The organism is Ruegeria sp. J8, assembly GCF_056531925.1.
This window is the reverse complement of the sequence record NZ_JBQFMR010000009.1, coordinates 61,948-86,770: the sequence shown is the minus strand read 5'-3', so window position 1 is coordinate 86,770 and position 24,823 is coordinate 61,948. Positions and strand designations below refer to the sequence as shown.

The following is a 24,823-nucleotide window of genomic DNA, read 5'->3' as shown; positions in this document are numbered from 1 at the left end:
ATGGCTGTTCCGCGCGTTATGCAGGGCGTTCACCTAACCCGCCACGGCGGGCCCGAGGCGCTGGAATTTCGCGCGGATATTCCCGTTCCGCAACCCGGACCCGGTCAGGTTCTGGTCCGGGTCGCGGCAGCCGGGGTGAACAACACCGACATCAACACGCGCGTCGGCTGGTATTCCTCGGATGTGACCGGCGCGACAGATGCTGTGGATCAGGAGGTCGACGCGGGCGGTTGGGGCGGTGCGCTTGAGTTCCCGCGCATTCAGGGCGGCGATCTGTGCGGCATCGTTGAACTTGCCGGACCCGAGACTGGGTTCCAACCCGGTCAGCGCGTCACCTGCCCGATCAACCTGCCGCGCCCACGCCCCGGCAATCCGACCGGCTTCATCGCGCTGGGGTCTGAGATCGACGGGGCCTTCGCGCAATATTGCCTGGTTGAAGCGTCGGACCTGTACGACGTCTCAGCGTCTCCGCTATCTGATGCCGAGATCGCGGCCATTCCCTGCGCTTTTGGAACGGCCGAGAACCTTCTGACCCGTGCAGGCGTGACTACAGGCCACAAGGTACTGATCACCGGGGCCTCGGGCGGGGTCGGTCTGGCCGCGGTGCAACTAGCCCGACTGCGCGGAGCGACCGTGTGGGGTGTCACCAGCCCAGCCAAAGCCGATGTGGTCAAAGATCAAGGGGCAACGGATACGTTTGACCGTAACGCGCCCTTGCCGAAAGACATGTTCGATGTGGTGATCGACGTCGTCGGCGGTCCCGCGTGGCCCAACCTGATCCTGTCGCTGAAACCCGGCGGGCAGTATGCGGTATCTGGTGCCATCGCCGGACCCATCGTTCAGGCAGATCTGCGCGACATTTATTTGCGCGACATCACCATCCACGGCTGCACCCATCAGGCGTTCGAGGTCTTCGGACGATTAGTCGAACTGATGAATGCAGGCCGGATCAAACCTTTGATCTCAAAAACCTATCCGCTAAGAGATATCACCAAAGCGCAAGCGGACTTTCAGTCCAAAACATTTGCGGGAAAACTGGTTCTCATTCCCTGAGGAAAGGTAAGGCTATGGCGGATATAACCCTGTTGGACGGCTCGATCGGGCAGGAATTGGTCAAACGCGGCGGCGAAAAACCCACACCTCTGTGGTCGACGCGCGTGATGATCGACCAACCCGACCTGGTGGGTCAGGTCCACGCGGATTACTTCCAACGGGGCGCGACGGTTGCCACCACCAATACCTATGCCGTCCACCGCTCGCGCTTGGTGCGGGAAGGGATCGAGGATCAACTGCCTCATCTGATTGACCAAGCGTTGACCCAGGCCGAACGTGCGCGCGGATCACGCCACAAACGGATTGCGGGGGCGCTGGGGCCTCTGCTGGCGTCGTACAGACCAGACCTGAAGCCCGATGTAGACGATGCAGCGGTGAAATTTTCCGAACTGGTGCAGATGATGAACGACCGGGTGGACCTATTCCTGCTGGAAACCGTCTCGTCCCTGCAAGAGGCCGAAGGCGCGTTGCGCGGGACGGAAAGCGCAACCAAACCCGTCTGGCTGGCGCTGTCAGTGATGGACAATGACGGCACCCGCCTGCGTTCGGGTGAGCATCTGGCGCAGGTTGCGCCGCTGGTCGATCGCTTCGCGCCCGATGCGGTTCTGATCAACTGTACTCGCCCGGAATCGGTGATGCCCGCGCTGATGATCCTTGAAACGATGGGCCGCCCTTACGGGGCCTATGCCAATGGCTTCACTGGCATCACGCAAGGGTTTTTGGAAGACGCCCCCACTGTTGATGCGCTGGAAGAACGTCGTGACCTGACCCCCGAAGCCTATGCCGATTTCGCGATGAAGTGGGTCGAACACGGGGCCACCATTGTCGGCGGCTGCTGCGAGGTCGGCCCCGATCATATCGAGGCGCTGGCCCACGCGCTGCACGCCGCCCGACACCGGATCGTCTAGGGCGATGGCGGCACAGCAGCATTTCGATATCCTCGTCGCCCCTGGCTATGTGCTGCTGGAACTGGCGTCGCTGGTCGAGGTGCTGCGTCTGGCCAATCGCGTCTGTCCGCACCCGCCCTTTACCTATGCGTATAAATCCCTGAAGGGTGGAGCGATCCATTCCAGCAGCGATGCGATGATCCAGACCGAGGCTGTCTGCACCCAGCCCAAGGCGGATTACCTGTTTGTTATCGGCAATACCGACCCTGACCATCCCGACCTTTCGCTGGGCCGCGTGGTTTCGGATTACACATATCGCGGCGCACAGGTGTTTCTGCTGGCCGAAGCCGCCAGTCGTTACATCGACGAACACGGGACCGAGGATATGGCAACCCATTGGGAAAACGCCTCATTCCTGCGCGAACGCGGCGCCCGGTTCGAGGCCAAGCTCTCCATCGCCACCCAGCAAGGCGCCGTCGTCACCTGCGCGGGGATGGAGGCGACGACGGATGTGGCGCTGTCGGTGATTGGCCGTCACATCTCGGGGCCCGCCAAGATGACCGTGGCCGATATCATGTTGCACGAGAACATCCGCGATTTTTCTTCGATGCAGCCGTTTTCCGGCACGCGTTTGACCGCCACCGGGGATGCCAAACTGGACCAGTGCATCAAGCTGATGCAGGCCAATATCGAAGATCCCCTGCCGATCCATCAGATCGTCGAGGAACTGCATCTGTCCAACCGCTCGCTTGAGCGGAAGTTCAAGATCTTCTTCGGCACCACCCCCAACGGTTTCTACCGCGAGATGCGGCTGGCCAAGGCCAATAACCTGCTGCTCAATACCACCATGAGCGTGCGCGAGATCGGCCTTGCCTGTGGATTCCCAAACGGGTTTTCCTCGGTCTACAAAAGCTTTTTCGGCGTCACGCCCTTTGTTCTGCGTCGCGAAAAGCGCGCGACACATCGGTGAAAATTACTCGTTTTGTGACGCTTTTGGTGCATTTATTGTCGATCCTTCGTGGCATTTTGGCCCAAACCTGACAGTGCGGAGATTTCAGGATGGTTGATCTTCCCCCAAAGGCCCGTGTGGTCATCATCGGCGGCGGCGTCATCGGATGCTCGGTCGCATATCACCTGACTAAGAAGGGCTGGAGTGATGTCGTTCTGCTGGAGCGCAAGCAGCTGACCAGCGGCACCACATGGCACGCTGCCGGCCTGATCGCACAGTTGCGGGCGACGGCGAACATGACCAAACTGGCGAAATATAGTCAGGAACTTTACGGCTCGCTCGAAGAAGAAACCGGTGTTGCCACGGGGTTCAAACGCTGCGGCTCTATCACCGTGGCGCTGACCGAGGAACGCAAGGAAGAGATCTACCGTCAGGCCGCCATGGCCCGCGCCTTTGGGGTCGAGGTCGAAGAAATCTCGAACGAGCGCGTCAAGGAGATGTACCCACATCTGAATGTCGAAGACGTCAAGGGCGCGGTCTATCTGCCGCTGGACGGGCAGGGCGACCCGGCCAATATCGCACTGGCGCTGGCCAAGGGCGCGCGGCAACGCGGCGGGATCGTCAAGGAACGGGTGAAAGTCACCGAGATCGTCAAGCAGGGGCGTACAGTCACGGGCGTTGACTGGATTGCCGATGACGGCAGCGCCTCGGGCCATATCGAATGCGATATGGTGGTGAATTGCGCGGGCATGTGGGGGCATGAGGTCGGGCGCATGGCAGGCGTGAACGTCCCGCTGCACGCGTGTGAGCATTTCTATATCGTGACCGAAAGTATTGACGGCCTGACCCAGCTGCCGGTTCTGCGCGTGCCGGATGAGTGCGCCTATTACAAGGAAGACGCGGGCAAAATCCTGCTGGGCGCATTTGAACCCAACGCGAAGCCATGGGCCATGGAGGGCATCCCCGACAGTTTCGAGTTCGACCAACTACCCGAGGATTTCGACCACTTCGAGCCGATCCTTGAGGCAGCGGTGAACCGGATGCCGATGCTGGCCGAGGCGGGGATTCACACCTTCTTCAACGGGCCAGAATCGTTCACCCCCGATGATGCTTATCATTTGGGTCTCGCGCCCGAGATGGACAATGTCTGGGTCGCAGCCGGGTTCAACTCGATCGGTATCCAATCCGCAGGCGGCGCAGGCATGGCGCTGGCCGAGTGGATGGATAGCGGTGAGAAGCCGTTTGATCTGGGCGATGTGGATATCAGCCGGATGCAGCCGTTTCAGGGCAACAAAAAATACTTGTTTGAACGGTCCAAGGAAACGCTGGGACTGCTTTACGCCGACCATTACCCCTATCGCCAAAAGGCCACCGCGCGTGGCGTGCGGCGCACGCCCTTCCACCATCACCTGCTGGAACAGGGTGCCGTCATGGGTGAACTGGCCGGGTGGGAGCGCGCCAACTGGTTCGCCAATGCAGGTCAGGAACGCGAATACCACTATAGCTGGAAACGTCAGAACTGGTTCGAAAACTCTGCCGCCGAACACCGCGCGGTGCGTGAGAATGTCGGCATGTATGACATGTCCTCTTTCGGCAAAATCCGCGTCGAAGGGCCGGATGCCGAGGCGTTCATGAACTACATTGGAGGTGGCGATTACTCAGTGCCCAATGGCAAGATCGTCTACACCCAGTTCCTGAACCGCACCGGTGGGATCGAGGCAGACGTGACCGTCACCCGCCTGACCGAGACCGCCTATCTGGTCGTCACCCCCGCAGCCACGCGTTTGGCCGATCAAACCTGGATGCAACGCCACGCGGGTGGGTTCAACGTGGTCATCACTGATGTCACGGCAGGCGAGGGCGTTCTGGCCGTCATGGGTCCCAACGCACGCACGTTGCTGCAAAAAGTCTCGCCTGCCGATTTCTCGAACGCGGCCAACCCGTTTGGCACAGCGCAAGAGATCGAGATCGGCATGGGCCTCGCCCGCGCGCATCGCGTCACCTATGTGGGTGAACTGGGGTGGGAGATCTACGTCTCCTCCGACATGGCGGGCCACGTGTTCGAAATCCTCTACGAGGCCGGGCAAGATATGGGTCTGAAACTCTGCGGGATGCATATGATGGACTCTTGCCGGATCGAGAAGGGCTTTCGCCATTTCGGCCATGACATTACTTGCGAGGATCACGTGGTCGATGCGGGGTTGGGTTTTGCCGTTAAAACCGACAAGGGCAGTGATTTCATCGGTCGTGAGGCGGTTATTGCCCGTAAAGAAAGTGGACCGCAAAGCCGGTTGGTTCAGTTCAAACTGACCGACTCTGAGCCGCTGTTGTTCCACAATGAACCCATTCTGCGGGATGGCGAATATGTGGGATATCTGAGTTCGGGCAACTACGGTCACACGCTGGGCGCGGCAATCGGCCTGGGGTATGTGCCGTGCGCGGGTGAAAAGGCAGCCGATGTACTGGCTTCTAGCTATGAGATCGACGTCTGCGGCGTGAAGGTCAAAGCCGAAGCATCCCTGAAGCCGATGTATGATCCCAAGTCCGAGCGTACAAAAGATTGAGCCGTAACTAGGGACGCTGCCCTCGCCGCCCTTTCCGGGCGACTCCCCCGGGATATTTGAAGCCAAATGAAGCAGGAATCCTTCATTCATCTGGCAATAAATATCCCGGAGCGCGAGGCAGAGCCTCGCATCTTGATGCTCAGACTTGGGTGCGACGTATCAGATTTCTTGATAGGGTTCTTCACAGTTTTCTTGGTTCCCAAAACCATTTGATTTGCCATAGAGGAAATGGGCACCAACCGGAGACCAAACGTGGCAGATACCCCCACACCAATGAACCGTGAAGATACGCCAAAGGGGTTGGCCTTAGCAGTAACGGCCTATGTTTTGTGGGGCTTTCTGCCTCTTTACATGAAAGCGATGGCGCATGTCGGGCCGGTTGAGATTGTGGCGCATCGGATCATCTGGTCAGTACCGGTCGCCGGGGCGCTGCTGGTCGTGTTGGGACGAACACAAGATTTGAAGGCGGCGCTGGGCAATCCGAAGATGTTGGGCATGGCGTGTTTGACGGCGGCGCTGATCTCAGTGAACTGGGCGATTTATGTTTGGGCCATTGCGAGCGGGAATGCGTTGGATGCGGCGCTGGGTTACTACATCAACCCGTTGTTCAGCATTGCGCTCGGCGCTGTGTTGCTGCGGGAGCCGTTGAACCGTGCGCAGCTTGTCGCTGTAGGATTGGCAGCGACGGGCGTTTTGGTACTGATCTGGCAGGCGGGCAGCCTGCCATGGGCAGCCTTGGGATTGATGGTGAGCTGGGGGTTCTACGCCTTCTTCAAACGTTCGCTTCCCATTGGGCCAAATCAGGGGTTTTTGCTTGAAGTGCTGATCCTGCTGATCCCGGCCTTAGCCTATGTGACGTGGCTGGGCGCGCAGGGGACGGGGCGCTTTGGGGTGTCGGCTTCGGATACGATGCTGCTGCTTGGCTGTGGTATCGTAACCGCGATTCCGTTGTTGGTTTATGCCAATGGGGCAAAGCTGGTGCGCCTGTCTACGATGGGGATTCTCCAATACATCGCGCCGACCATGATCTTCATCACCGCTATCACTATGTTCGGCGAGCAGATCGACCAAGGCCGCATGATCGCTTTTCCGATGATCTGGGCCGCACTTGTTATCTATTCGATCCCGATGATCCGGCAGATGCGCGCTCAGCCTTGATGCAGCAGATGGGCGGCGGTCTCTGCCCAGATCGCATAGGTTTTGGGACTGGGATGGTAGCCATCCGGTGCGGCCAGTGCAGGGTCGTCCGGTAAGTCGAGGGCCAGGTGCCGGGCTTGCGCATATTGTGCGACAACCTTTTGAAGAGCCCGGTCCAGCCTGGCTGCCTGTTGACCCAGCACCCAGGCCAGAGGGTGGGGCAGCGCGGGAAAGCGGTGCATCTGTGGAACCGCCATCACAACAACGCGACGCACCCTTAGTGGGCCGGTCAACAGTTCCATCAACCGGGCCTGTCGGTCTGCGAAGACCTTCGCAGATACAAGACGGGTCACGTCGTTGACGCCCAGGGCCGTGATTGCCATGTCGAAGGGACCGTCTAGGCCCTCCAGTCGGGCGATCGTGTCTTCGGTGGTGTGGCCAGTGGTGGCCTCCAGTTGCCATTCGACGCAGTAGTGACGGGATAGATTGCGCACCACGCATCCTGACAGAGCTTGTGTTTGTGTGCCAGCGCCCACCCCAGCAGCCGAACTGTCACCGGCAATCAGCAAGCGCAGGCGCGGACCGCGGCCGAAACGCCCGGCACGGGGGCCCGTCGGTTCGGGCAGCAGCCGCGCGTTGCGCCGCACGGCCAGCCCTTGTGCCGCCAAGACCGGCAGCAGCGGGACCCGCAGCAATTGATCGGCGGCGAAGGGCATCTTAACTGAGCGCGTCTTTGAACTTGAGGAACCGCGCGTCGGTCATAACGCGCGACATCATCGCTTCGCGCAGGGCGCCAACGCTCTTGTAGGGGCGCATGACGACCTCGAATTCCTGAATCAGACCATCGTCGCTCAGTGTGATCAGGTCAACACCCACCGCATCCAGTTCTCCGACCTTGCATTGGAATTCCAGCGCCCAGTCCTTGCCCTCTCCCATGATCCGGCGATAGTGGAAATCAGAAAACACCTGCCCCACATGCCCCAGCACGGCGGCCACGGGTTCGCGGCCCGTCCATGTGCTGTAGTAGGTTGGGGGCGAGAAGCGCACGTCCTCGGCCAGCAATTCATGGATCAGGGTTTCGTCTCCTTTGGCGACGACCTCTTGCATGCGGGCGATTGTGGGGTGCATGTGTTCTCCTCCGCTTTGGGCCAGATTTGCTGAACTGTTGAGTTCAGGCAAGCCCGACGTTGCGGGAGGTTGCGCTGTAGGATAGGCAGGCGCGCATGAGCGACGCCTATGATCCCCCCCTGACACCCTTGGATGTGCTGCACGAAGATGCCCACCTGATCGTGGTCAACAAACCTTCGGGGCTGCTATCCGTGCCAGGGCGGGGTGACCATCTGGCCGATTGCCTGCTGACGCGGGTTCAGGCCGCGTTCCCGCAGGCGCTGTTGGTGCATCGGCTGGATCGGGATACGTCGGGTGTGATGGTATTTGCGCAGACGCCCCATTCGCAGCGTCATCTGAGTATGCAGTTCGAAAAGCGTCAGACCCGCAAGACCTATGTCGCCCGCGTCTGGGGGCAGGTTGCTGACAAGACCGGCACCGTTGACCTACCGCTGATCGTCGATTGGCCCAATCGTCCGCGCCAGATGGTGTGTCATGAAACCGGCAAGCTCGCCGTGACCGACTGGCGCGTAGTAAAACATGAGGGTCAGACGACCCGCATCCGGCTGTTTCCGAAAACCGGCCGCTCGCACCAGTTGCGGGTGCATATGCAGGCGTTGGGCCATCCCATTCTAGGTGACCCGTTCTATGCCGAGGGTCCGGCGCGGGACTTCCCGCGCCTGATGCTGCATTCCGAGGAGTTAAGGCTAAAAAGCCCCGATGGAGGCGCATCGATGAAATTTCGCGCCAAGGCAGACTTTTAGAACAGCCCAACCCATAGCAGTTTCAAGTTCCCAAGGGATAATCGTCTTTTGCGCCGACGAGAGACGCAAGGTTGGCGGGCGGCCATGATCTCGCGCTCGATCTCGAAGGCGCGCAGCCTGTGGCCTTGGGACCATGGGCCCAATTGCAGTGTCATCATAACGTGATCGTCGCGGCTTGGCATGGGGACCTCCTTCATTTCATGTCCAATCTGGCGGGTCACTGCTGACACCACCTTGTCAGGGGGCTGTGTTAAGGTGTCAGCAGATCAACCCCGGAGACGCCGATGCGCCGCTCGACCCGCTTGTTTGAAATCATCCAGATCCTGCGCGCCACAGACGCGCCGGTCACAGCCGAGGCGCTGGCCGAAAAGCTCGAAGTGTCGGTGCGTACGGTGTACCGCGACATCGCCGCGCTTCAGGCGCAACGCACTCCGATCGAGGGCGAAGCCGGAGTCGGCTACATGATGCGGCGGGGGTATGACCTGCCGCCGCTGAATTTCGACGCCGAAGAGGTTGAAGCCCTGTGGGTGGGGTTGTCCATGCTGGCCCGAACGGGTGACAGCACCTTGCAACAGGCCGCCGACCGGGTGTGTCGCAAGATCGAAGCCCTGCGTGCGCCTGCGGATTGGCTGCAAGTAGCCCCCTGGGGCGCGCCAATGGATGACCCTGCCAAGGGATGTGTCCCGATTGTCAATTACCGTGAGGCGATCCGTTCGGAACGCAAACTGCGCATCACCTATGTGAACGCCGAAGGCCAGCGGACCGAACGTATCGTGCGGCCTGTCGCGTTGATCTACCACATCGAATGCACCATGCTGGCGGCGTGGTGCGAGCTGCGCAACGGGTTTCGCCATTTCCGCACCGACCGCATCTGGGCCTGCGCCCCGACCGAGGATCACTTTTGCGGGCAAGGCGCGCCTTTGCGCGCGATCTGGCAGGAACAGGACTATTGGACTGATCCCACGCCACCGCATTGAACGGCGTCATCCCGCCACGCTCACCCGATTGTTGCTTGAGCCTGCGCCCAAGTGGCGCGATACAATGGGGGAAAGAACGTGGCCCCGGCAAACGGGTGCCAGAGCAGAAGGTGAACTTATGACGATTTCCAAGTTTTTTGTTGCCGCCGGGCTCAGCTCGGCTTTGGTTCTGGGGGCCTGCACGGACCCCGGTACGCTGAACCTGCCCGCTGATCCCAATCAAAACGCCAAGCAAGGCGCGATTCTGGGTGGTCTGATCGGCGCTGGTGTCGGCGCGATTGCCAATGATTCTGACCCCTTGTTGGGTGCACTGGCCGGTGGGGCCATCGGGGCTGCCGGTGGCGGTATCATCGGTAACCAGTTGGACCAGCAGGCCGCCGAGCTACGCCAGCAACTGGCCAATGACGGTATCATCATCGTCAATGCCGGCGACCGCCTGATCGTGACCGTGCCAAATGACATCACGTTCAACACCGACAGCGCCACAGTGCGCCCGGCGCTGCGGGCCGACTTGGTGAAGGTCGGGCAGAACCTGAACAAATATCCCAACTCGAATATTCAGGTCATCGGCCATACCGACAGTGATGGCGAGGCATCCTATAATCAGGGTCTGTCCGAACGCCGTGCACGCTCGGTCGCGGATATCCTGCAAGCCAATGGCGTGAACGGATCGCGGATCACCACGATCGGTCTGGGTGAAAACCGTCCTGTCGCCTCGAACCTGACCGCCGCGGGCAAAGCGCAAAACCGCCGCGTGGATATCGAGATCACGCCCAACTGACGGGGCCGATCTGATAAGAGCGATTTATGCACATTGACTGCGCGTCAACCATGCTTTGGCGCGCAGCATTCTTGGACTAACTAAAAGGAAACGAACAACCCGGAGTTTCCTCATGTCCGAACCGATCCTGCTGGGCCTCTCTGGCTCATTGCGCAAAGACGCCACCAACCGCAAGCTGCTGCACGAGGCGGCACGCCTGTTCGAGGCGGGCACTTTCATTGACGCTGACCTGAACCTTCCCCTTTATGATGGTGATCTGGAGGCGCACGAGGGTATTCCCCCAGCGGTTCAAACACTGTCCGACCAGATCGCGCAGGCCCATGCGGTGATTATCTCGACCCCGGAATACAACAAAGGGCCGTCGGGTGTTCTGAAAAACGCGCTGGATTGGGTAAGCCGTACCAAGACAAAACCATGGGCTGACAAGCCGGTTGCCGTGATGTCGGCTGCCGCAGGTCGCGCCGGGGGTGAGCGCGCCCAGATGGTGCTGCGCGGCTTTATGGTGCCGTTTCAGCCGCGCATTCTACAAGGGCCCGAATTCCATCTGGCAGACAGCTCGAATGAGTTTGACGAGGCTGGCCGGCTACGCAGCGACCGGTACGAGAACATGCTGCGAAGCCTGATGCAAAAATTGCGGGCCGAAGCAGGCCTCTGACCAGTTGTTCGGGACGGGCCGGATGCCTAGTCTGGCCCCATGCAACAGGACATCCAGACCGATATGATCGACCCGGCGCGCGCCTGTGCGATGCAGGCCGCGCTGGGTCAGAAGCCCTCCATCTCGGCAGACACGGTGCTGCCGCCTTTTTTTCATCAGCTTTACTTCTGGGCGCCCGAGCCGCCACAAGGACTGGGTCGCGACGGCCATCCGAAACGGGGCGGCCTAATCCCCGATATGGGCTTGCCACGCCGCATGTGGGCGGGTGGGCGGCTGAGCTTCCACACCCCTCTGGTCGCCGGTGAGCGGGCCGAGCGTCGCTCTGTCTGCGAAAGCACCGCGCGGAAAACCGGACGCAGCGGGCCTTTGGGATTTGTGACACTGCGCCATGAGATCTGGCAGCAGGGCGGGCTGTGCGTGACCGAATGGCAGGATCTGGTCTACCGCGAAGACCCAACTGGCCCGGCCCCCACACCCCCAAAGGCGCGGACAGATGAGACCGAGACGCAGCAAGTCGCCTTCGACACCACGTTGCTGTTTCGGTACTCGGCCCTGACCTTCAATGGCCACCGTATCCATTATGATCTGGATTACGCGTGCGATGTCGAAGGATATGCGGGGCTGGTCGTGCACGGCCCGCTATTGGCGCAGTTGCTGATGCTGTTTGCCGAGGCGCAGATGGGACCTTTGGCGCGGTTTTCCTTCCGGGCGTCGTCGCCGCTGGTGCATTTCGAAACCGCAACCTTGTGTCGGACCGGATCCGACCTGTGGGTGCGTGGTCCCGACGGGCGTCTATGCATGCAGGCTGAGGCACATCCTCGGTCAGAGTGACGCTTCGGGGCGGAAGTCCTCGGGGATGGTATCACGCCCCTCAAGCATCAGATCAGCCATGACCTCGGCCACTTTCGGGGCCATGCCGAAGCCAATCTTGAACCCTCCGTTGGCGATGAACTGTCCATGATGCAGCGGATGTGCCCCCAACATCGGGGCGCGGCTTTTGCTGCGTGGGCGAACCCCGGCCCAGCGTTCGATCACTTCAGCCCCGTGCAGCAGCGGCACAGCCCGGATAGCGCGGTCCAGCACGTCGTCCAGCGCATCATCGGTGCTGGTTGGATCGTCATAATCACGTTCCGAGGTCGACCCAATCGCCAGCGTGCCATCCGCATGGGGGACGAGGTGAATGGCATCGGCAAAAAGCTGCGGCACCTCTCCGGCATCAAATCGCAAAAGGGCGGCTTGTCCTTTTACGCCATTGCCGACCGTCTTGCCCAAGGCGGTATTTAGTTCCTTTAAACCGGCCAAACCGGTGGCGTGGACAACCTGACCTGCGTCCGGCGCATCGGACTGCACATGTACACCCATCACCTGCAACGCTGCGACCAATGCGGCACAGGCCCGGCGCGGGTGCATCCGGGCGCTGAGTGTGTCGAGGATCACAAATCCGGTCGGACTGGGCGGGCACCATGCGCCGACCTCTGTGGTCCTGACCACACGCCACTCGGCCCGACCCTGCCATAGTTCGGCCGCTGTCACCGCGCGAGCGTGGGCCAGATCCAACGTGCGTTGATCCGCGATGGGTTGCAGCCGCCCCAATCGCCCATAACCGGGCGAGACGCCGCCTGTGGCCTCAACCTGCGTCCAGAACGGTTCGGCCATGATCAGGCTGTCGAATTGAAAGGCTTTCTTGGCGTTCCAGTTCTCGGGCACATGCGGGGCCAGCGCACCCACTAACCCGCCGCTGGAACCTGCGCCGGGGCCAAACGGGTCCACCACCTGCACCTTGGCGCCACGTCGGGCGCAGGTCCACGCGATGGACAGGCCAAAGATACCCGCGCCCCGCACCGTCACATCGACCATTGCCAAACCTCATTTCCTTGTTCAGTGTCGCGCCGCTTAGCTACAGGATTCCCCGATGGCAGACCAGCGTGCCGAACTGACATGGCGGGACGGGCAAATCCCCGTCTCGGACCGTTTCGACGATCCCTATTTCTCGCTCCAGAACGGTCTGGAGGAAACGCGGCATGTCTTTCTGGCGGGCAATGATCTGCCTGCACGGTTCGCGCCGGGGTTCCGCATAGCCGAGCTGGGATTCGGCACCGGGCTGAACATGCTGACGGTCTGGTCTGCGTGGGAGATCTCGGGCCAGACAACCCCGCTGAGTTTCACCAGTTTCGAGGCCTACCCTATGGGTCGCGATGACATGGCCCGCGCGCTGGACGCCTTTCCCGATCTGACCCCTTGGGCCGAGCGGTTTCTAAGCGCATGGCAGGGTGGGGCTTGTGATCTGAGCACCCTGCGGCTGGAGGTGATCGAGGGCGATGCGCGGAAGACTCTGCCTGCGTGGTCCGGGCAAGCGGATGCGTGGTTTCTAGACGGGTTCTCGCCTGCCAAAAACCCTGAACTATGGGGCTCAGACCTGATGCAACAGGTGGCGGATCACACGGCCAAAGGCGGCACTGCGGCGACCTATACGGCGGCCGGATTTGTTCGGCGCGGACTGGCCGATGCGGGCTTCACCGTGGCCCGAGCCCCCGGATATGGCCGCAAACGTCACATGACCCGCGCGGTGAAGGAATGAGCCAGCAGAACAATATCCGCGCCGGTATCGCGCTGATGATCGCGGCGACGGTTGTGTTTGCGTTGCAGGACGGGATCTCGCGCCATCTGGCGGCGACCTACAACACCTACATGGTCGTCATGATCCGCTATTGGTTCTTTGCGGCTTTTGTGATCGCATTGGCCGCACGCGCGCCCGGAGGGCTAAAGGCAGCGGCACAGACCAGCCAGTTGGGCTTGCAGGTCTTCCGGGGCGTCTTGCTCGCGGTCGAGGTTTGCGTGGCCGTGTTCGCCTTTACAGTGCTGGGCCTGATCGACAGCATGGCGGTGTTCATCTGCTATCCGCTGTTGGTGGCAGCGCTCAGCGGGCCGGTTCTGGGCGAAAAGGTTGGCTGGCGACGTTGGCTGGCGATCGGGGTGGGGTGCGTCGGCGTTCTGATCATCCTGCAACCGGGGATGGGCGTGTTCAACCCGTGGGCCATCGTGCCGCTGATCTCGGCCTTTCTGTTTGCGTTGTATGGCCTGCTGACCCGCTATGCTGCCCGCAAGGACAGTGCGGCCACCAGTTTCTTTTGGACCGGCATAGCCGGGGCAGTGGCGATGACCCTGGTCGGCATGTGGTTCTGGGAGCCGATGGCCCGTGCCGATTGGGCGTGGATGTTACTGCTTTGCGTCGGAGGTGTCTCGGGTCACTGGCTATTGATCAAATGCTATGAGCTGGCCGAGGCCAGCGCGGTGCAACCTTTTGCCTATTTTCATCTGGTCTGGACCGCTATCATCGGTATCTCGATCTTTGGCGAAGCCCTGCGCGCCGAGGTCATTCTGGGCGCAGCTTTGGTCGTTGCGGCGGGCCTCTTTACCCTATGGCGCGAACGCCGCCAGGGTTGAACCCGTCAGCTCTTGCGAGAACGGCACCGGCAGGGCAGGCTGCCCCAGCCGTGCGCGGTAAACCGGCAAGCTTTCCGCCACGCGCATCACGTAGTTACGGGTTTCGCTGAAGGGGATGGTCTCAATCCAGTCGACCACGTCAATCTCGCCTGCCCGCGGGTCGCCATAGCGCTCCATCCACGAGATCGGACGGCCCGGCCCGGCGTTATAGCCAGCCGCCATCATCACCACATTGCCGTTGAAGTCCTCGGCCAGACCGGACAGGTAATTCGCCCCCAGCTTGGCGTTATACTGCCAGTCCGACGTGAGGCTCGAGGTCTTGTGCCCGCTAAGGATGCCCAGATTTCGCGCCACGTTTTGGGCGGTTGCGGGCATCACCTGCATCAGTCCCCGCGCACCTGCGCCGCTGATCACGACCGGGTCAAATTCGCTTTCGCGGCGGGCAATGGCCAGCGTCATCTCTTTGGCCATCGGCAGGCCCAGATCGGCCACCGGATGCACCGGGTAATAGGCCGCAGGCAAAACAATGCCCACTGTGGCCGCGCGCTTGGCAATCATTACGGCCAGATGGGGTTCTTTCAGTTCAATGGCCAAATCGCCCAGTTGGTTGGCTTGCGTAGAGTCCAGACTTTCGACCAGATGAGTCAGGAACCGTTCCGACAGGTTGTCCTCACCAGCCTGTAACAGCAACAAACCGGCCTCCAACACGCTGGAATCGGCGAAATCCGCCTGCTTCCAATGCGGTGCACGGCGCGGGTTGGCCAATTCGCTGTCAAACGGACGCCCAATCTGTTCGGCCGCCAGCAAACCATAGAATGAAGTCTGATAGTCCGCCCCCATCGCATAGGCCGCATAAGCCTTGTCCGCATCGCCCAACGCCGCGTAGGCTCGCCCCAGCCAATACCCGCCGCGTCCTTTCGAGATCGGAGATGCTACTGCATCCGAGAAATTCTGGAAATGCCGAACCGCCGTGGCCGGGTCATTCAGTTTCCGCAGCGCCAGAAACCCGGCCAGCCACTCCAGATCGGCATAGCCATACCCATTTTCGGGCGTCATATGGTGATTGGCCGCGATTTCATAGGCTTTGGCCGCGCTGCCATTGCGCATCTCAAGCCGCGCCAGCCGGCGGCGGCCCTCGGCCCATTTGTCGGGCTCACCCAGTGCATCGGGCCCGGTCGAGCGCGCGAGCATCAGGTCAATCGCGCTGTCGTCCAGCTCTTTCTTGTCGCGCCAGACAAAGCGGTCAAAGGCCAGCCCAGGCGCATCCACCAGTGATTTAGGCACTGCGGCAACCTTGCCATCCACGCCGGGCTGGCGTTTTTGCAAGGCGATCCGCGCCACGGCCAGCTTGCGCTGATCGGCACTAACCAAAGGCAGCATCTGCCCCGCACTGACCAGATGGCCATCCCACAGCATCCGATCCAGCCGTGCCGTGTGATGAGGCTGCAGCATCGCCTCAAAATTCTCAAGATAGTTTTTTTGCAGACCCGCCCCCATGGGCATGGTCCGCCATGCGGTCACGATATCGGCCTCGGCATCCCCGGTGCGTCCCTTGGCCTTCAGTGCCACGGCGTAGTTCAACGCCCCCTCAGCGGTTTGCGGCGGGAGGTCGTCATAGAACTTCACCACCCGGTCGGGATCAGCCCCGGTAAAGGCTGGCTCGCTCTTGCGCCGCAGCCACGCCAGGCCTGGCCAATCAGGACGTCGATCCAGAAATACCAGTACATCGCCCGAGGTCCCGAACCCTTCACGCAGCCAATGCCAGACGATGATATCGCGCGACACCGATCCTCGTGCACCGGATTCGCGCAACGCTGCGTTCCAGTCACCCTTGCGCATCTCATTCATCCCGGCGCGCAGATCGTCTACCGCATCGGCCTTTGCTTGCCCGAATGAATTCAGAATCACAGCTGTCAAAAGCGCCAGAACGCGTGTCATGCCTTGCATTTCCCAACCAACCAAGGATAGAGCCATTCAGGATAAACCTTGCACCGCCGGGATCAACACACATCGCCAAGATTGTGATGCCGCGCGAGGCAAAAAATTGCTAACCGCACACCAAGGAGCGTGTCATGTTCAAAGGCTCAATGCCAGCCCTCGTCACCCCGTTCACAAACGGCGCGTTGGACTTGGATACGCTCAAACACTTGGTCGAGTGGCACATTCAGGAAGGCTCGACCGGATTGGTCCCTGTAGGCACGACGGGTGAAAGCCCCACGCTCAGCCACGATGAACATGAAACCGTCGTGGCCGAGGTGGTCAAGGCCGCCGCCGGACGCGTGCCGGTTATCGCGGGCGCGGGTTCAAACAACACGGTCGAAGCCATCCGCTTTGTGCAATTTGCTCAAACGGTTGGGGCAGATGCGGCTCTTGTCGTGACCCCATACTACAACAAGCCTACGCAAAAAGGGCTGATCGCACATTTCCGCGCGTTGCATGAATGCGCAGATATCCCGATCATCATCTACAATATTCCGGGTCGTTCGGTCATCGACATGTCACCCGATACCATGGGCGAGCTGGCAAAGTTGCCGCGTATTATCGGCGTCAAAGATGCGACAGGCGATCTGGCACGGGTCAGCCTGCAACGCGCCACCTGCGGTCCGGATTTCTGCCAGTTGTCGGGCGAGGACGCCACAGCGCTGGGCTTCAACGCCCATGGCGGCGTCGGCTGCATCTCGGTTACTGCAAACGTAGCCCCCAAACTCTGCGCCGAGTTCCAGCAGGCCACGCTCGCGGGCGACTATGCCAAGGCGCTGGACTATCAGGACCGTCTGATGCCTCTGCACGAGGCGATCTTCATCGAACCCGGCCTTGTCGGTGCCAAATACGCACTGTCCAAACTGGGCTTGTGCAGCACCGAGGTCCGCTCGCCGCTCACGGAATTGGAAGACAGCACCAAAGCCGCGATCGAGGCTGCGATGAAACACGCGGGCCTGCTGTAACGCCGGGCCTCAACTCGGGTCCGAACTTCATCTGGCCATAAATATCCCGGGGGTGAATTGAGCCGCAGGCTCAAGAGGGGGCTGGCCCCCTCATGCCCTATCGTTTGCCGTAATACAGCCCAACAACATGTTCGGCCTGCGCAAAGAACAACCAGCGTGACACCGCAACTCCTGCCAAATGAGACAACACCGCCAAGGCGGCAAAGAAATGGCTGAACGGCAGAACCAGCAGTAACACCGGGACCATGAAGGCCAGAACAAACGCGATGATGCGCAGTTTCTCGGCGTGTTTGCGACCCACCACAAAGACGAATTCGCGCAGAAGGTAGTTGGTTCCCGTATGCGGCGGTTCAAAGGCCCGTACCGCGCCGCGTGCACCCAAACCGGTGGCAGTGCCAAGGTCTGTGCCAGAGGTGGCAAAGGCTTTGTCCCCTAGCCACCAATAAAATGCCTGAACAAACGCCGCCGCCAGCAAAAGTGGAACTGCGAGGCTCGTCTGACCCGCCAAGAGCGCCCCACCAGCAAGGCTGAAGCTGAGAAACATGGCTGGTGTCAGTTTCATGTTCCAGCGCGGGATCGTTTTGAGTTGGGTATAGATCATCGAGGTTGTGAAAACGGTCGCCAAGGCGAATCCGGCGCCGATAAGGCCGAAAAGCCCCCAACGCTGGCCAAAGAAAACAAGACCAATGGCATAAAGCCCCATCACGAGCAAAGCGATCACAGCACACCAACCCTCACGGCTGAGCCAGCTGGAACGCCATTGGGTGAATGCCTTCAAAGCCCGTTCCGGGTGGCCAAGGTGGAAGGTCGAGGCCATCAGCCCTCCGACCGACAGGCCGTAGGCGATGACAAAAAACACAAAGGCCACCCAGCCCGAAACGTCAGGCATCCCGAGGCCCAGAAAGAACAGCAACCCAAATCCCAGGCCTGAAAGTGTGGTGAAGATGATGACGGAAGGGGCTGGATGCATCAGAGCTTCTCCAGTGTTTTATCGAGCCAACCAAGGAAGCCTTTGGGTTCTTCAGCAACTGGGGCCAGAAGCGGGGCGAGGATGTCGATCTGGTCCTCAATCTGGTCCTTGGGCCGCGGCGGCAGGTATTTGTTGACGGGTTTGGTGCCCATTTCGGGCATCAGATCCATGCCCTCGCGTTCGGCGACCAGCTTGCTGACATCGCTTTCCGGGTCGCCGAGGTCTCCGAAATGACGAGCGCCGGCGGGGCAGGTGCGCACGCAGGACGGCACGCGATCCACCTCGGGCAGGTTCTCATTATAGATGCGATCCACGCAGAGGGTGCATTTCTTCATCACTCCCTCCGCCCGATCCAATTCGCGCGCGCCATAGGGGCAGGACCACGCACAAAGCCCGCACCCAATGCAGTCGCTTTCATTGACCAGAACGATCCCGTCCTCGACCCGTTTATAGCTGGCCCCGGTGGGGCAGACGGTGACGCAGGGGGCATCCTCACAATGCAGGCAAGACTTGGGGAAGTGGATGAGTTGTGCGGGACCTTCAGCGGGTCGCACCTCGTAGGAATGCACGCGGTTGAGGAATGTGCCCGAAGGGTCGGCCCCATAGGCGTCCTGATCCGACAGTGGCGCGCCGTAGTTTTCGGTGTTCCAGCCTTTGCAAGAGATCACACAGGCGTGGCAACCGACGCAGGTGTCAAGGTCGATGACGAGGCCCAATTTGCGGTCGGTCGATGAGGGGAGCTGGGTCATGTGCTTTGACCTCCGCGTAGGTGGTGAGGGTCGGTGCGAGGGGCCAGCCCCTCGCGCTCCCCGGGATATTTTTGGCCAGATGAAGATTGGATCCTGCTCATTTGCCAACCTTCCATGCCAAGTCCTTGGGGCCGGTGCCGACTGGGGACTGAATCGGGGCGAATTCCGGCTGGCTTTCGGCGTCGGATGGCGGATCGGCCTTTTTGATCTTTACCTTGAGGTCGAACCACGCGGCCTGCCCGGTGATCGGGTCCGAGTTGGCCCAGCGCATTCCGTCGCCTTTTGGGGGGAGGAGTTCATGGATCAGGTGGTTCAGCAAGAAGCCCTTGGTGGCTTCGGGCGCGTCCACTTGCAGGGCCCATGCGCCTTTCCGTTTGCCGATTGCGTTCCACGTCCAGACGGTGTTGTCGTTGAGCGCGGCCATCTCCATCACCGGAACGGTGATTTCGCCGTGGGGCGAGGTGACTTTGGCCCAGTCGCCGTCTTGTAGCCCGTGTTCACGCATCAGTTTGGTCGGCACGTAGAGCGGGTTGCGTCCATGGAGTTGCCGTAGCCACGCGTTCTGGGTGCCCCAGGAATGGTACATCGCCATCGGGCGTTGGGTCAGGGCGTTGATGGTGAAGCCTTCGTTGCCCTGCTGGTCGGTCTCGTACCAGATGGGCAGCGGGTCCATCGTGTCTTTGAGGCGCTGACGCAGTTGCTCGGGGGGTTGTTTGTCTCCGTGCCCTTCGGCGGCCAGTTGGAACTTGCGCATCGGCTCGGAGTAGAGCTGAAACAGATAGGGTTGCGGGCTGTCATAGAGGCCCATGCTGACCGCCCAGTCCTGATAGGCCGTGTTCCACGGTTTGTAGTAATCCGCACCTTCGGGGATATGGGCGACGTAGAAACCGCCATTGTCTATATAGCGGTTCAGCTGGTCTGGATTGACCGCGCCGCGCCCTTCTTTGTCGCCATCCTCGCCCCGGAAACCCGCAAGCGGTCCGATGCCCGGTTTGCGTTCGTGGTTGACGATATAGTCGGCGTAGTCCTTCCATTTGGGCGTGCCGTCTTCGTTTGTGAAGCCCGGCAGGCTCATGCGGTTGGCCAGTTCGATCAGAACCGACTGGAACCCGCGCACGTCGCGGTCGGGCTCGACCACTGGCCAGCGGATCGCGTCGGCGGCGGCATCGGCCTCGCAGATCGGGCGGTCCAGCAGCGAGATACAGTCGTGCCGTTCGAGATAGGTGGTGTCGGGCAAGATCAGGTCGGCATAGGCCACCATTTCCGAGGAATAGGCATCCGAGTAGATGATCTTGGGGATGACATATTTGCCGTCTTCGGTTTTGGCCGAAAGCATCTCCATCACGCCCTTGGTGTTCATGGAGGAGTTCCACGACATGTTCGCCATATACATGAACAGCGTGTCGATCTTGTAGGGATCACCAGCGGCGGCGTTCGAGATCACCATATGCATCAGCCCATGGGCCGACATCGGGTTTTCCCAGGTGAACGCCTTGTCGATGCGCTGCGCGTTGCCGTGTTCGTCCAGCAGCAGGTCTTCGGGGCCGCGTGGGAAGCCAAGGTGCGGGCCTTCCAGAGGGCGACCGGGGCGGCGGTCTCCGTGCGGGGTGGGGTGCGCCTCGACCGGTTTGGGGTAGGGTGGTTTGAAGCGGAAACCGCCGGGGACCTCGACCGTGCCCAGCAGGATTTGCAGCACGTGCAGGGCGCGGCAGGTCTGAAAACCGTTGGCATGGGCTGAGATGCCGCGCATGGCGTGGAAGCTGACCGGGCGGCCTGTCATTTTCGAATGTTTTTCGCCCCGGAAGTCGGTCCATTCGTGGTCCAGCTCGATCGCCTCGTCAAAGGCGACGCGCGCGATTTCGGCCGCAATCGCGCGGATGCGTTTGGCCGGGATGCCGCAGCGGTCGGCGACTTTTTCGGGGGCGTGGTCGTCGGACAGGTATTTCTCGGCCATCAGGTGAAAGACCGGGCGGTGCGTAACGCCGTCTTTGTCATAGGTGGCTGACAGGTCCGGACGGACACCGGGTTTGTCAAAGGCAGTTGGTTCGCCAGTCACGCGGTCGATGACAAGTGGCTTGCCGTCGTCGTCGCGCAGGAACAGCCCCTTCTCGGGGCCTTCGGCGGCGTTCACCAGAACAGGCGCGTTGGTGTAGCGGCTTAGATAGTCGAGGTCGATCCTGCCCGCTTTCATCAGCACATGAATCAGCGACAGGATGAACAGACCGTCGGTGCCGGGCGTAATCCCGACCCAATCGTCGGCCACCGCGTTATAGCCCGAGCGGATCGGGTTCACCCCGATCACCCGCGCGCCGCGTGCTTTGATCTTGCCGATGCCCATCTTGATCGGGTTGCTGTCATGGTCTTCGGCCACACCAAACAGCATGAACAACTTGGTGTGGTCCCAATCGGGCTGGCCGAACTCCCAGAACGCGCCGCCCATTGTGTAGATTCCGCCCGCCGCCATGTTGACCGAGCAGAACCCGCCATGGGCTGCATAGTTGGGAGTGCCGAAATTCTGCGCCCAGAAGCTGGTGAAGCTTTGGCTCTGGTCGCGGCCGGTGAAAAAGGCCAGTTTCTGCGGGGCGGTCTCATGCAGCTCGTTCAGCCAGCCGACAGCGGTGCTGATCGCCTCGTCCCACTCGATCTCGCGGAACTCGCCCGAGCCGCGTGGGCCAACTCGGCGCAGCGGTTTGCGCAGGCGTGAGGGCGCGTTGACCTGCATGATCCCGGCGCTGCCTTTTGCGCACAGAACGCCCTTGTTCACAGGGTGGTCGCGGTTGCCTTCAATATAGGCAACCTTGCCGTCCTTCATGTGGACATTGATGCCGCAGCGACAGGCGCACATGTAGCAGGTGGTCTTGCGGACCTCGTCGGAAACCTTGGGCGAGGTGTCGATCACTGGCTGGTTCAAATGCGCCCCCTTTTCAGCTTGCGACCCGATCATTCCCACGTTTTGCGAAAAATCGGAATAATTTTTTCGTTTTCATGCCTTAGGACGGATTACGTCCCGACATCATTGTGTTGCGCCTGAACTGCGGTGACGGCGATCATGTGCAGGATGTCTTCGGACGAACAACCGCGCGACAGGTCGTTCGCGGGTTTCGCCAGCCCTTGCAGTACTGGGCCGATGGCCTCGACCCCACCGATGCGCTGGGCGATTTTATAGCCGAGGTTCCCAGCATTCAGGCTGGGGAAGACAAAGACATTTGCCTCACCCTTGAGCGGTGAGTCCGTGGCCTTGGTGGCGGCGACTTCGGGAACGAAGGCAGCGTCGAATTGCAGCTCTCCGTCGATCAGCAGGGTTGGGTCCTTGGCGCGTGCAATCTGTGTGGCCTCGACCACTTTGGAAACTTTGGGGTGGTCCGCGCTGCCCGAGGTAGAAAAGGACAGCATCGCAACCCGCGCTGTGTCGCCAGTCAGGGTGGTGTAGGAGTCAGCCGAGGCACGGGCGATTTCCGCCATCTCTCGCGCGTCAGGGTCCACGACCAGACCGCAATCGGCGAAGATGCGGGCGCCTTTGACGTCGTGATGGTCCTGACAGAACAGCATCAGGAAGAAGCTGGACACCATCGCGGCCTCGGGCGCGGTGCCGATGATCTGCAACGCGGCGCGCACGGTGTCCGAGGTGGTTTCGACCGCTCCGCCGACCGTGCCGTCGGCTATATCCTGTTGCACCAGCATGGCAGCATAGGTCAGGCGGTTGGCGATCTGCTGGCGCGCCTCATCCAGCGTCAGGCCCTTGTGCTTGCGCCGCTCATGCAGGGCCTGTGCAAGGCCGGGCGTCAGGTCAGAGGTGGCCGGGTCATGAATGTCGATCCAATCCGGGTCATATCCCTCGTGTGCGCTGAGAAGGGCCGAAACCTCGGCCCTGTCTCCGATCAGTATGATCCGCGCAACATTCTCTTTCACGGCCTTGACGGCCCCTTCGACAACGCGGGGATCGTCGCCCTCGGACAGGGCGATGATCTTGTCCGACGCGCTTGCTGTCCCGAGAATGGCGCGCAGAGGCTTCACGCGGATTACGCCCCGGCCTGCGGGGTCATGTCATCGGCGGTGACGCCTGCAACGGCCACTGGTTTCTTCATCGCGTCGCGGCGGAAGGGTTCACCCAGTTCTTGGTTGATCATGGCTTCGATCAGGGTAGTGATGCCGTTCTTCTGGTCCTCGATGGCCTGATTCAGGGCCGCTGTCAGCTCGTCCATGGTGCGTGCCACCACGCCTTTCAGACCGCACGCCTGCGCGATACCGGCGTAAGAGACCTTGGTGTCCAGCTCGGTGCCCACAAAGTTGTCGTCGAACCACAGGGTCGAGTTCCGTTTCTCCGCCCCCCACTGATAGTTGCGGAAGACGATCTGCGTAATCGCGGGCCATTCTTCGCGCCCAATGGCGGTCAGTTCGTTGACCGCGATGCCAAAGGCACCGTCACCCGCAAAGCCCACAACCGGCACGTCGGGGCAGCCGATCTTAGCCCCCATGATCGAGGGCAGGCCGTAGCCGCAGGGCCCGAACAGGCCCGGGGCCAGATATTTGCGGCCATCTTCGAAGGACGGATAAGCGTTGCCGATGGCGCAGTTATTGCCGATATCGGACGAGATGATCGCCTCTTTCGGCAGGGCGGACTGGATCGCGCGCCACGCCATGCGGGGGCTCATCCAGTCGGGCTTGGCTGCGCGAGCGCGCTGGTTCCATGTGGTGCCTGGATCGTCATCCTCGTGGTCCATGCTGGACAGTTGCTGCGCCCAAGCGGACTTTTTCTGAGCGATTTTCGCCTTGCGCTCATCGCGACCGGCGTCGCCAGCTGTGTCGCTGAGATTTGCCAGAATGCCATTGGCCACCTTGGCCGCATCGCCGATGATGCCAACCGAGACCTTTTTGGTCAGGCCGATCCTATCCGGGTTGATGTCGACCTGAATGATCTTGGCATCCGCCGGCCAGTATTCCATGCCGTAGCCCGGCAGTGTCGAGAACGGGTTCAGACGGGTGCCGAGGCACAGAACCACATCGGCCTCGCTAATCAGCTCCATACCCGCCTTTGAACCGTTATAGCCCAGCGGGCCAGCGAATAGCGGGTGCGAGCCGGGGAAGGCGTCATTGTGCTGGTAACCGACACATACCGGCGCATCCAGACGCTCGGCCAGGTCTTTCGACGCTTCGATGCCGCCTTCGGACAGAACCACGCCCGCACCGTTCAGGATCACTGGATTCTTGGCGTTCGACAGCAGGTCGGCCGCCTGCGCCACGGCGCTTTCGCCGCCCGAGGGACGCTCGAATTCCACAATCGCGGGTAGGTCGACGTCGATAACTTGAGTCCACATATCGCGCGGGATGTTCAACTGCGCAGGGGCGCTGGCGCGTTTGGCCTGCATGATCACGCGGTTCAGAACCTCGCACACGCGGGTCGGATCGCGGACCTCTTCCTGATAGGCGACCATGTCTTCGAACAGTTTCATCTGCTCGACTTCCTGGAAACCACCCTGACCGATGGTCTTGTTCGCGGCCTGCGGCGTGACCAGCAGCAGCGGGGTGTGGTTCCAATAGGCGGTTTTGACGGCGGTGACAAAGTTGGTGATACCGGGGCCGTTCTGCGCGATCATCATCGACATCTTGCCGGTGGCGCGGGTATAGCCGTCGGCCATCATACCGGCGCTGCCTTCGTGTGCGCAGTCCCAGAACATGATCCCCGCTTTGGGGAACAGGTCTGAGATCGGCATCATGGCCGAGCCGATGATCCCGAACGCATGTTCGATCCCGTGCATTTGCAGAACCTTAACAAAGGCCTCTTCGGTGGTCATTTTCATCTGGTTGATCTCCGCGCATATATGAGTTTGGCCGGGCTGGCAG

General features: G+C 60.9%; 22 protein-coding genes. 13 read left to right on the top strand and 9 right to left on the bottom strand.

Translation table 11 applies throughout. The features are described 5' to 3' along the window. The 5 genes from ACR0L1_RS17770 to rarD all read left to right on the top strand — a co-directional run bounded on the left by ACR0L1_RS17770 (window position 1) and on the right by rarD (window position 6,611). A complete protein-coding gene (locus ACR0L1_RS17770; RefSeq protein ID WP_480860129.1) occupies window positions 1-1,053 on the top strand; it encodes a zinc-binding dehydrogenase in 1,053 nt (350 codons plus the stop codon). Between the two features lie 14 nt (window positions 1,054-1,067). Then, window positions 1,068-1,961 carry a homocysteine S-methyltransferase family protein gene (locus ACR0L1_RS17765; protein WP_170774764.1) on the top strand — a complete coding sequence of 298 codons (894 nt, stop codon included), beginning with the start codon at window positions 1,068-1,070 and terminating at the stop codon, window positions 1,959-1,961. Window positions 1,962-1,965: 4 nt separating this feature from the next. Continuing rightward, on the top strand, window positions 1,966-2,910 hold the full coding sequence (locus ACR0L1_RS17760) for a GlxA family transcriptional regulator (RefSeq protein ID WP_480505296.1): 945 nt from the start codon (window positions 1,966-1,968) through the stop codon (window positions 2,908-2,910). A gap of 89 nt (window positions 2,911-2,999) precedes the next feature. Then, the gene (locus ACR0L1_RS17755; RefSeq protein WP_480505298.1) at window positions 3,000-5,453 is read left to right on the top strand and encodes a GcvT family protein; all 2,454 of its coding nucleotides are present in this window, start codon (window positions 3,000-3,002) and stop codon (window positions 5,451-5,453) included. A gap of 273 nt (window positions 5,454-5,726) precedes the next feature. Next, entirely contained in the window at window positions 5,727-6,611 is an 885-nt protein-coding gene (gene rarD, locus ACR0L1_RS17750; protein WP_170775004.1) for an EamA family transporter RarD, read from the top strand. On the opposite strand, the gene ACR0L1_RS17745 is transcribed toward rarD, so the two are convergent. Together ACR0L1_RS17745 and ACR0L1_RS17740 are read right to left on the bottom strand one after the other, a co-directional pair. Next, window positions 6,602-7,306, bottom strand: coding sequence for an SGNH/GDSL hydrolase family protein (locus tag ACR0L1_RS17745; protein ID WP_480505300.1), 705 nt, complete (start codon window positions 7,304-7,306; stop codon window positions 6,602-6,604). The genes rarD and ACR0L1_RS17745 overlap by 10 nt on opposite strands. A 1-nt stretch (window position 7,307) precedes the next feature. Beyond that, window positions 7,308-7,718 carry a nuclear transport factor 2 family protein gene (locus ACR0L1_RS17740; protein WP_480505302.1) on the bottom strand — a complete coding sequence of 137 codons (411 nt, stop codon included), beginning with the start codon at window positions 7,716-7,718 and terminating at the stop codon, window positions 7,308-7,310. Window positions 7,719-7,813: 95 nt separating this feature from the next. Between ACR0L1_RS17740 and ACR0L1_RS17735 the strand changes: the two genes are divergently transcribed. From ACR0L1_RS17735 to ACR0L1_RS17715, 5 genes are all read left to right on the top strand, one after another. After that, window positions 7,814-8,461: an RluA family pseudouridine synthase gene (locus ACR0L1_RS17735; protein WP_480505304.1), complete on the top strand. Its 648-nt coding sequence runs from the start codon at window positions 7,814-7,816 to the stop codon at window positions 8,459-8,461. A 284-nt stretch (window positions 8,462-8,745) separates the two neighbouring features. Then, window positions 8,746-9,438 (top strand): helix-turn-helix transcriptional regulator, encoded by a 693-nt coding sequence (locus tag ACR0L1_RS17730; RefSeq protein WP_170791172.1) that lies wholly within the window; start codon window positions 8,746-8,748, stop codon window positions 9,436-9,438. A 118-nt stretch (window positions 9,439-9,556) separates the two neighbouring features. Then, complete coding sequence (locus tag ACR0L1_RS17725; protein WP_170791170.1) at window positions 9,557-10,219, top strand: YiaD family glycine zipper/OmpA-like lipoprotein; 663 nt, start codon at window positions 9,557-9,559, stop codon at window positions 10,217-10,219. A 112-nt stretch (window positions 10,220-10,331) separates the two neighbouring features. After that, the gene (locus tag ACR0L1_RS17720) at window positions 10,332-10,874 is read left to right on the top strand and encodes an NADPH-dependent FMN reductase (RefSeq protein WP_480552307.1); all 543 of its coding nucleotides are present in this window, start codon (window positions 10,332-10,334) and stop codon (window positions 10,872-10,874) included. 39 nt (window positions 10,875-10,913) lie between these two features. Next, a complete protein-coding gene (locus ACR0L1_RS17715; RefSeq protein WP_480860125.1) occupies window positions 10,914-11,705 on the top strand; it encodes an HTD2 family dehydratase in 792 nt (263 codons plus the stop codon). Here ACR0L1_RS17715 and ACR0L1_RS17710 read toward each other — a convergent pair. Then, window positions 11,697-12,731: an NAD(P)/FAD-dependent oxidoreductase gene (locus ACR0L1_RS17710; RefSeq protein WP_480860123.1), complete on the bottom strand. Its 1,035-nt coding sequence runs from the start codon at window positions 12,729-12,731 to the stop codon at window positions 11,697-11,699. The two genes, ACR0L1_RS17715 and ACR0L1_RS17710, sit on opposite strands and share 9 nt — an antisense overlap. A gap of 55 nt (window positions 12,732-12,786) precedes the next feature. On the opposite strand from ACR0L1_RS17710, the gene mnmC2 reads away from it, so the two are divergent. Further along, entirely contained in the window at window positions 12,787-13,452 is a 666-nt protein-coding gene (gene mnmC2, locus ACR0L1_RS17705; RefSeq protein ID WP_170774740.1) for a tRNA (5-methylaminomethyl-2-thiouridine)(34)-methyltransferase MnmC2, read from the top strand. Further along, window positions 13,449-14,318: a DMT family transporter gene (locus ACR0L1_RS17700; protein ID WP_170774738.1), complete on the top strand. Its 870-nt coding sequence runs from the start codon at window positions 13,449-13,451 to the stop codon at window positions 14,316-14,318. The genes mnmC2 and ACR0L1_RS17700 overlap by 4 nt, the downstream gene beginning before the upstream one ends. Here the strand turns inward: ACR0L1_RS17700 and ACR0L1_RS17695 are convergent. Continuing rightward, window positions 14,292-16,256 (bottom strand): lytic transglycosylase domain-containing protein, encoded by a 1,965-nt coding sequence (locus ACR0L1_RS17695; RefSeq protein ID WP_480860122.1) that lies wholly within the window; start codon window positions 16,254-16,256, stop codon window positions 14,292-14,294. The two genes, ACR0L1_RS17700 and ACR0L1_RS17695, sit on opposite strands and share 27 nt — an antisense overlap. 134 nt (window positions 16,257-16,390) lie before the next feature. On the opposite strand from ACR0L1_RS17695, the gene dapA reads away from it, so the two are divergent. After that, a complete protein-coding gene (gene dapA, locus ACR0L1_RS17690; protein WP_480860120.1) occupies window positions 16,391-17,263 on the top strand; it encodes a 4-hydroxy-tetrahydrodipicolinate synthase in 873 nt (290 codons plus the stop codon). 97 nt (window positions 17,264-17,360) lie between these two features. On the opposite strand, the gene ACR0L1_RS17685 is transcribed toward dapA, so the two are convergent. From ACR0L1_RS17685 to xsc, 5 genes are all read right to left on the bottom strand, one after another. After that, window positions 17,361-18,233 (bottom strand): dimethyl sulfoxide reductase anchor subunit family protein, encoded by an 873-nt coding sequence (locus ACR0L1_RS17685; protein WP_170791156.1) that lies wholly within the window; start codon window positions 18,231-18,233, stop codon window positions 17,361-17,363. Then, complete coding sequence (locus tag ACR0L1_RS17680; RefSeq protein ID WP_480860118.1) at window positions 18,233-18,982, bottom strand: 4Fe-4S dicluster domain-containing protein; 750 nt, start codon at window positions 18,980-18,982, stop codon at window positions 18,233-18,235. Before ACR0L1_RS17680 ends, ACR0L1_RS17685 begins: the two co-directional genes overlap by 1 nt. A gap of 97 nt (window positions 18,983-19,079) precedes the next feature. Next, on the bottom strand, window positions 19,080-21,926 hold the full coding sequence (locus ACR0L1_RS17675; protein ID WP_480860116.1) for a molybdopterin oxidoreductase family protein: 2,847 nt from the start codon (window positions 21,924-21,926) through the stop codon (window positions 19,080-19,082). Between the two features lie 56 nt (window positions 21,927-21,982). After that, window positions 21,983-22,996, bottom strand: a complete 1,014-nt coding sequence (pta, locus tag ACR0L1_RS17670) for a phosphate acetyltransferase (RefSeq protein WP_480860115.1) — start codon at window positions 22,994-22,996, stop codon at window positions 21,983-21,985. 5 nt (window positions 22,997-23,001) lie between these two features. Further along, window positions 23,002-24,780 (bottom strand): sulfoacetaldehyde acetyltransferase, encoded by a 1,779-nt coding sequence (gene xsc / locus ACR0L1_RS17665; protein WP_480860113.1) that lies wholly within the window; start codon window positions 24,778-24,780, stop codon window positions 23,002-23,004. Window positions 24,781-24,823 lie beyond the last annotated feature (43 nt).

Coding starts and splice junctions, on each gene's coding strand:
- ACR0L1_RS17770 (WP_480860129.1), top strand. CDS start 1: ATGGCTGTTCCGCGCGTTATGCAGGGCGTTCACCTAACCCGCCACGGC.
- ACR0L1_RS17765 (WP_170774764.1), top strand. CDS start 1,068: ATGGCGGATATAACCCTGTTGGACGGCTCGATCGGGCAGGAATTGGTC.
- ACR0L1_RS17760 (WP_480505296.1), top strand. CDS start 1,966: ATGGCGGCACAGCAGCATTTCGATATCCTCGTCGCCCCTGGCTATGTG.
- ACR0L1_RS17755 (WP_480505298.1), top strand. CDS start 3,000: ATGGTTGATCTTCCCCCAAAGGCCCGTGTGGTCATCATCGGCGGCGGC.
- rarD (WP_170775004.1), top strand. CDS start 5,727: ATGAACCGTGAAGATACGCCAAAGGGGTTGGCCTTAGCAGTAACGGCC.
- ACR0L1_RS17745 (WP_480505300.1), bottom strand. CDS start 7,306: ATGCCCTTCGCCGCCGATCAATTGCTGCGGGTCCCGCTGCTGCCGGTC.
- ACR0L1_RS17740 (WP_480505302.1), bottom strand. CDS start 7,718: ATGCACCCCACAATCGCCCGCATGCAAGAGGTCGTCGCCAAAGGAGAC.
- ACR0L1_RS17735 (WP_480505304.1), top strand. CDS start 7,814: ATGAGCGACGCCTATGATCCCCCCCTGACACCCTTGGATGTGCTGCAC.
- ACR0L1_RS17730 (WP_170791172.1), top strand. CDS start 8,746: ATGCGCCGCTCGACCCGCTTGTTTGAAATCATCCAGATCCTGCGCGCC.
- ACR0L1_RS17725 (WP_170791170.1), top strand. CDS start 9,557: ATGACGATTTCCAAGTTTTTTGTTGCCGCCGGGCTCAGCTCGGCTTTG.
- ACR0L1_RS17720 (WP_480552307.1), top strand. CDS start 10,332: ATGTCCGAACCGATCCTGCTGGGCCTCTCTGGCTCATTGCGCAAAGAC.
- ACR0L1_RS17715 (WP_480860125.1), top strand. CDS start 10,914: ATGCAACAGGACATCCAGACCGATATGATCGACCCGGCGCGCGCCTGT.
- ACR0L1_RS17710 (WP_480860123.1), bottom strand. CDS start 12,731: ATGGTCGATGTGACGGTGCGGGGCGCGGGTATCTTTGGCCTGTCCATC.
- mnmC2 (WP_170774740.1), top strand. CDS start 12,787: ATGGCAGACCAGCGTGCCGAACTGACATGGCGGGACGGGCAAATCCCC.
- ACR0L1_RS17700 (WP_170774738.1), top strand. CDS start 13,449: ATGAGCCAGCAGAACAATATCCGCGCCGGTATCGCGCTGATGATCGCG.
- ACR0L1_RS17695 (WP_480860122.1), bottom strand. CDS start 16,256: ATGACACGCGTTCTGGCGCTTTTGACAGCTGTGATTCTGAATTCATTC.
- dapA (WP_480860120.1), top strand. CDS start 16,391: ATGTTCAAAGGCTCAATGCCAGCCCTCGTCACCCCGTTCACAAACGGC.
- ACR0L1_RS17685 (WP_170791156.1), bottom strand. CDS start 18,233: ATGCATCCAGCCCCTTCCGTCATCATCTTCACCACACTTTCAGGCCTG.
- ACR0L1_RS17680 (WP_480860118.1), bottom strand. CDS start 18,982: ATGACCCAGCTCCCCTCATCGACCGACCGCAAATTGGGCCTCGTCATC.
- ACR0L1_RS17675 (WP_480860116.1), bottom strand. CDS start 21,926: ATGATCGGGTCGCAAGCTGAAAAGGGGGCGCATTTGAACCAGCCAGTG.
- xsc (WP_480860113.1), bottom strand. CDS start 24,780: ATGAAAATGACCACCGAAGAGGCCTTTGTTAAGGTTCTGCAAATGCAC.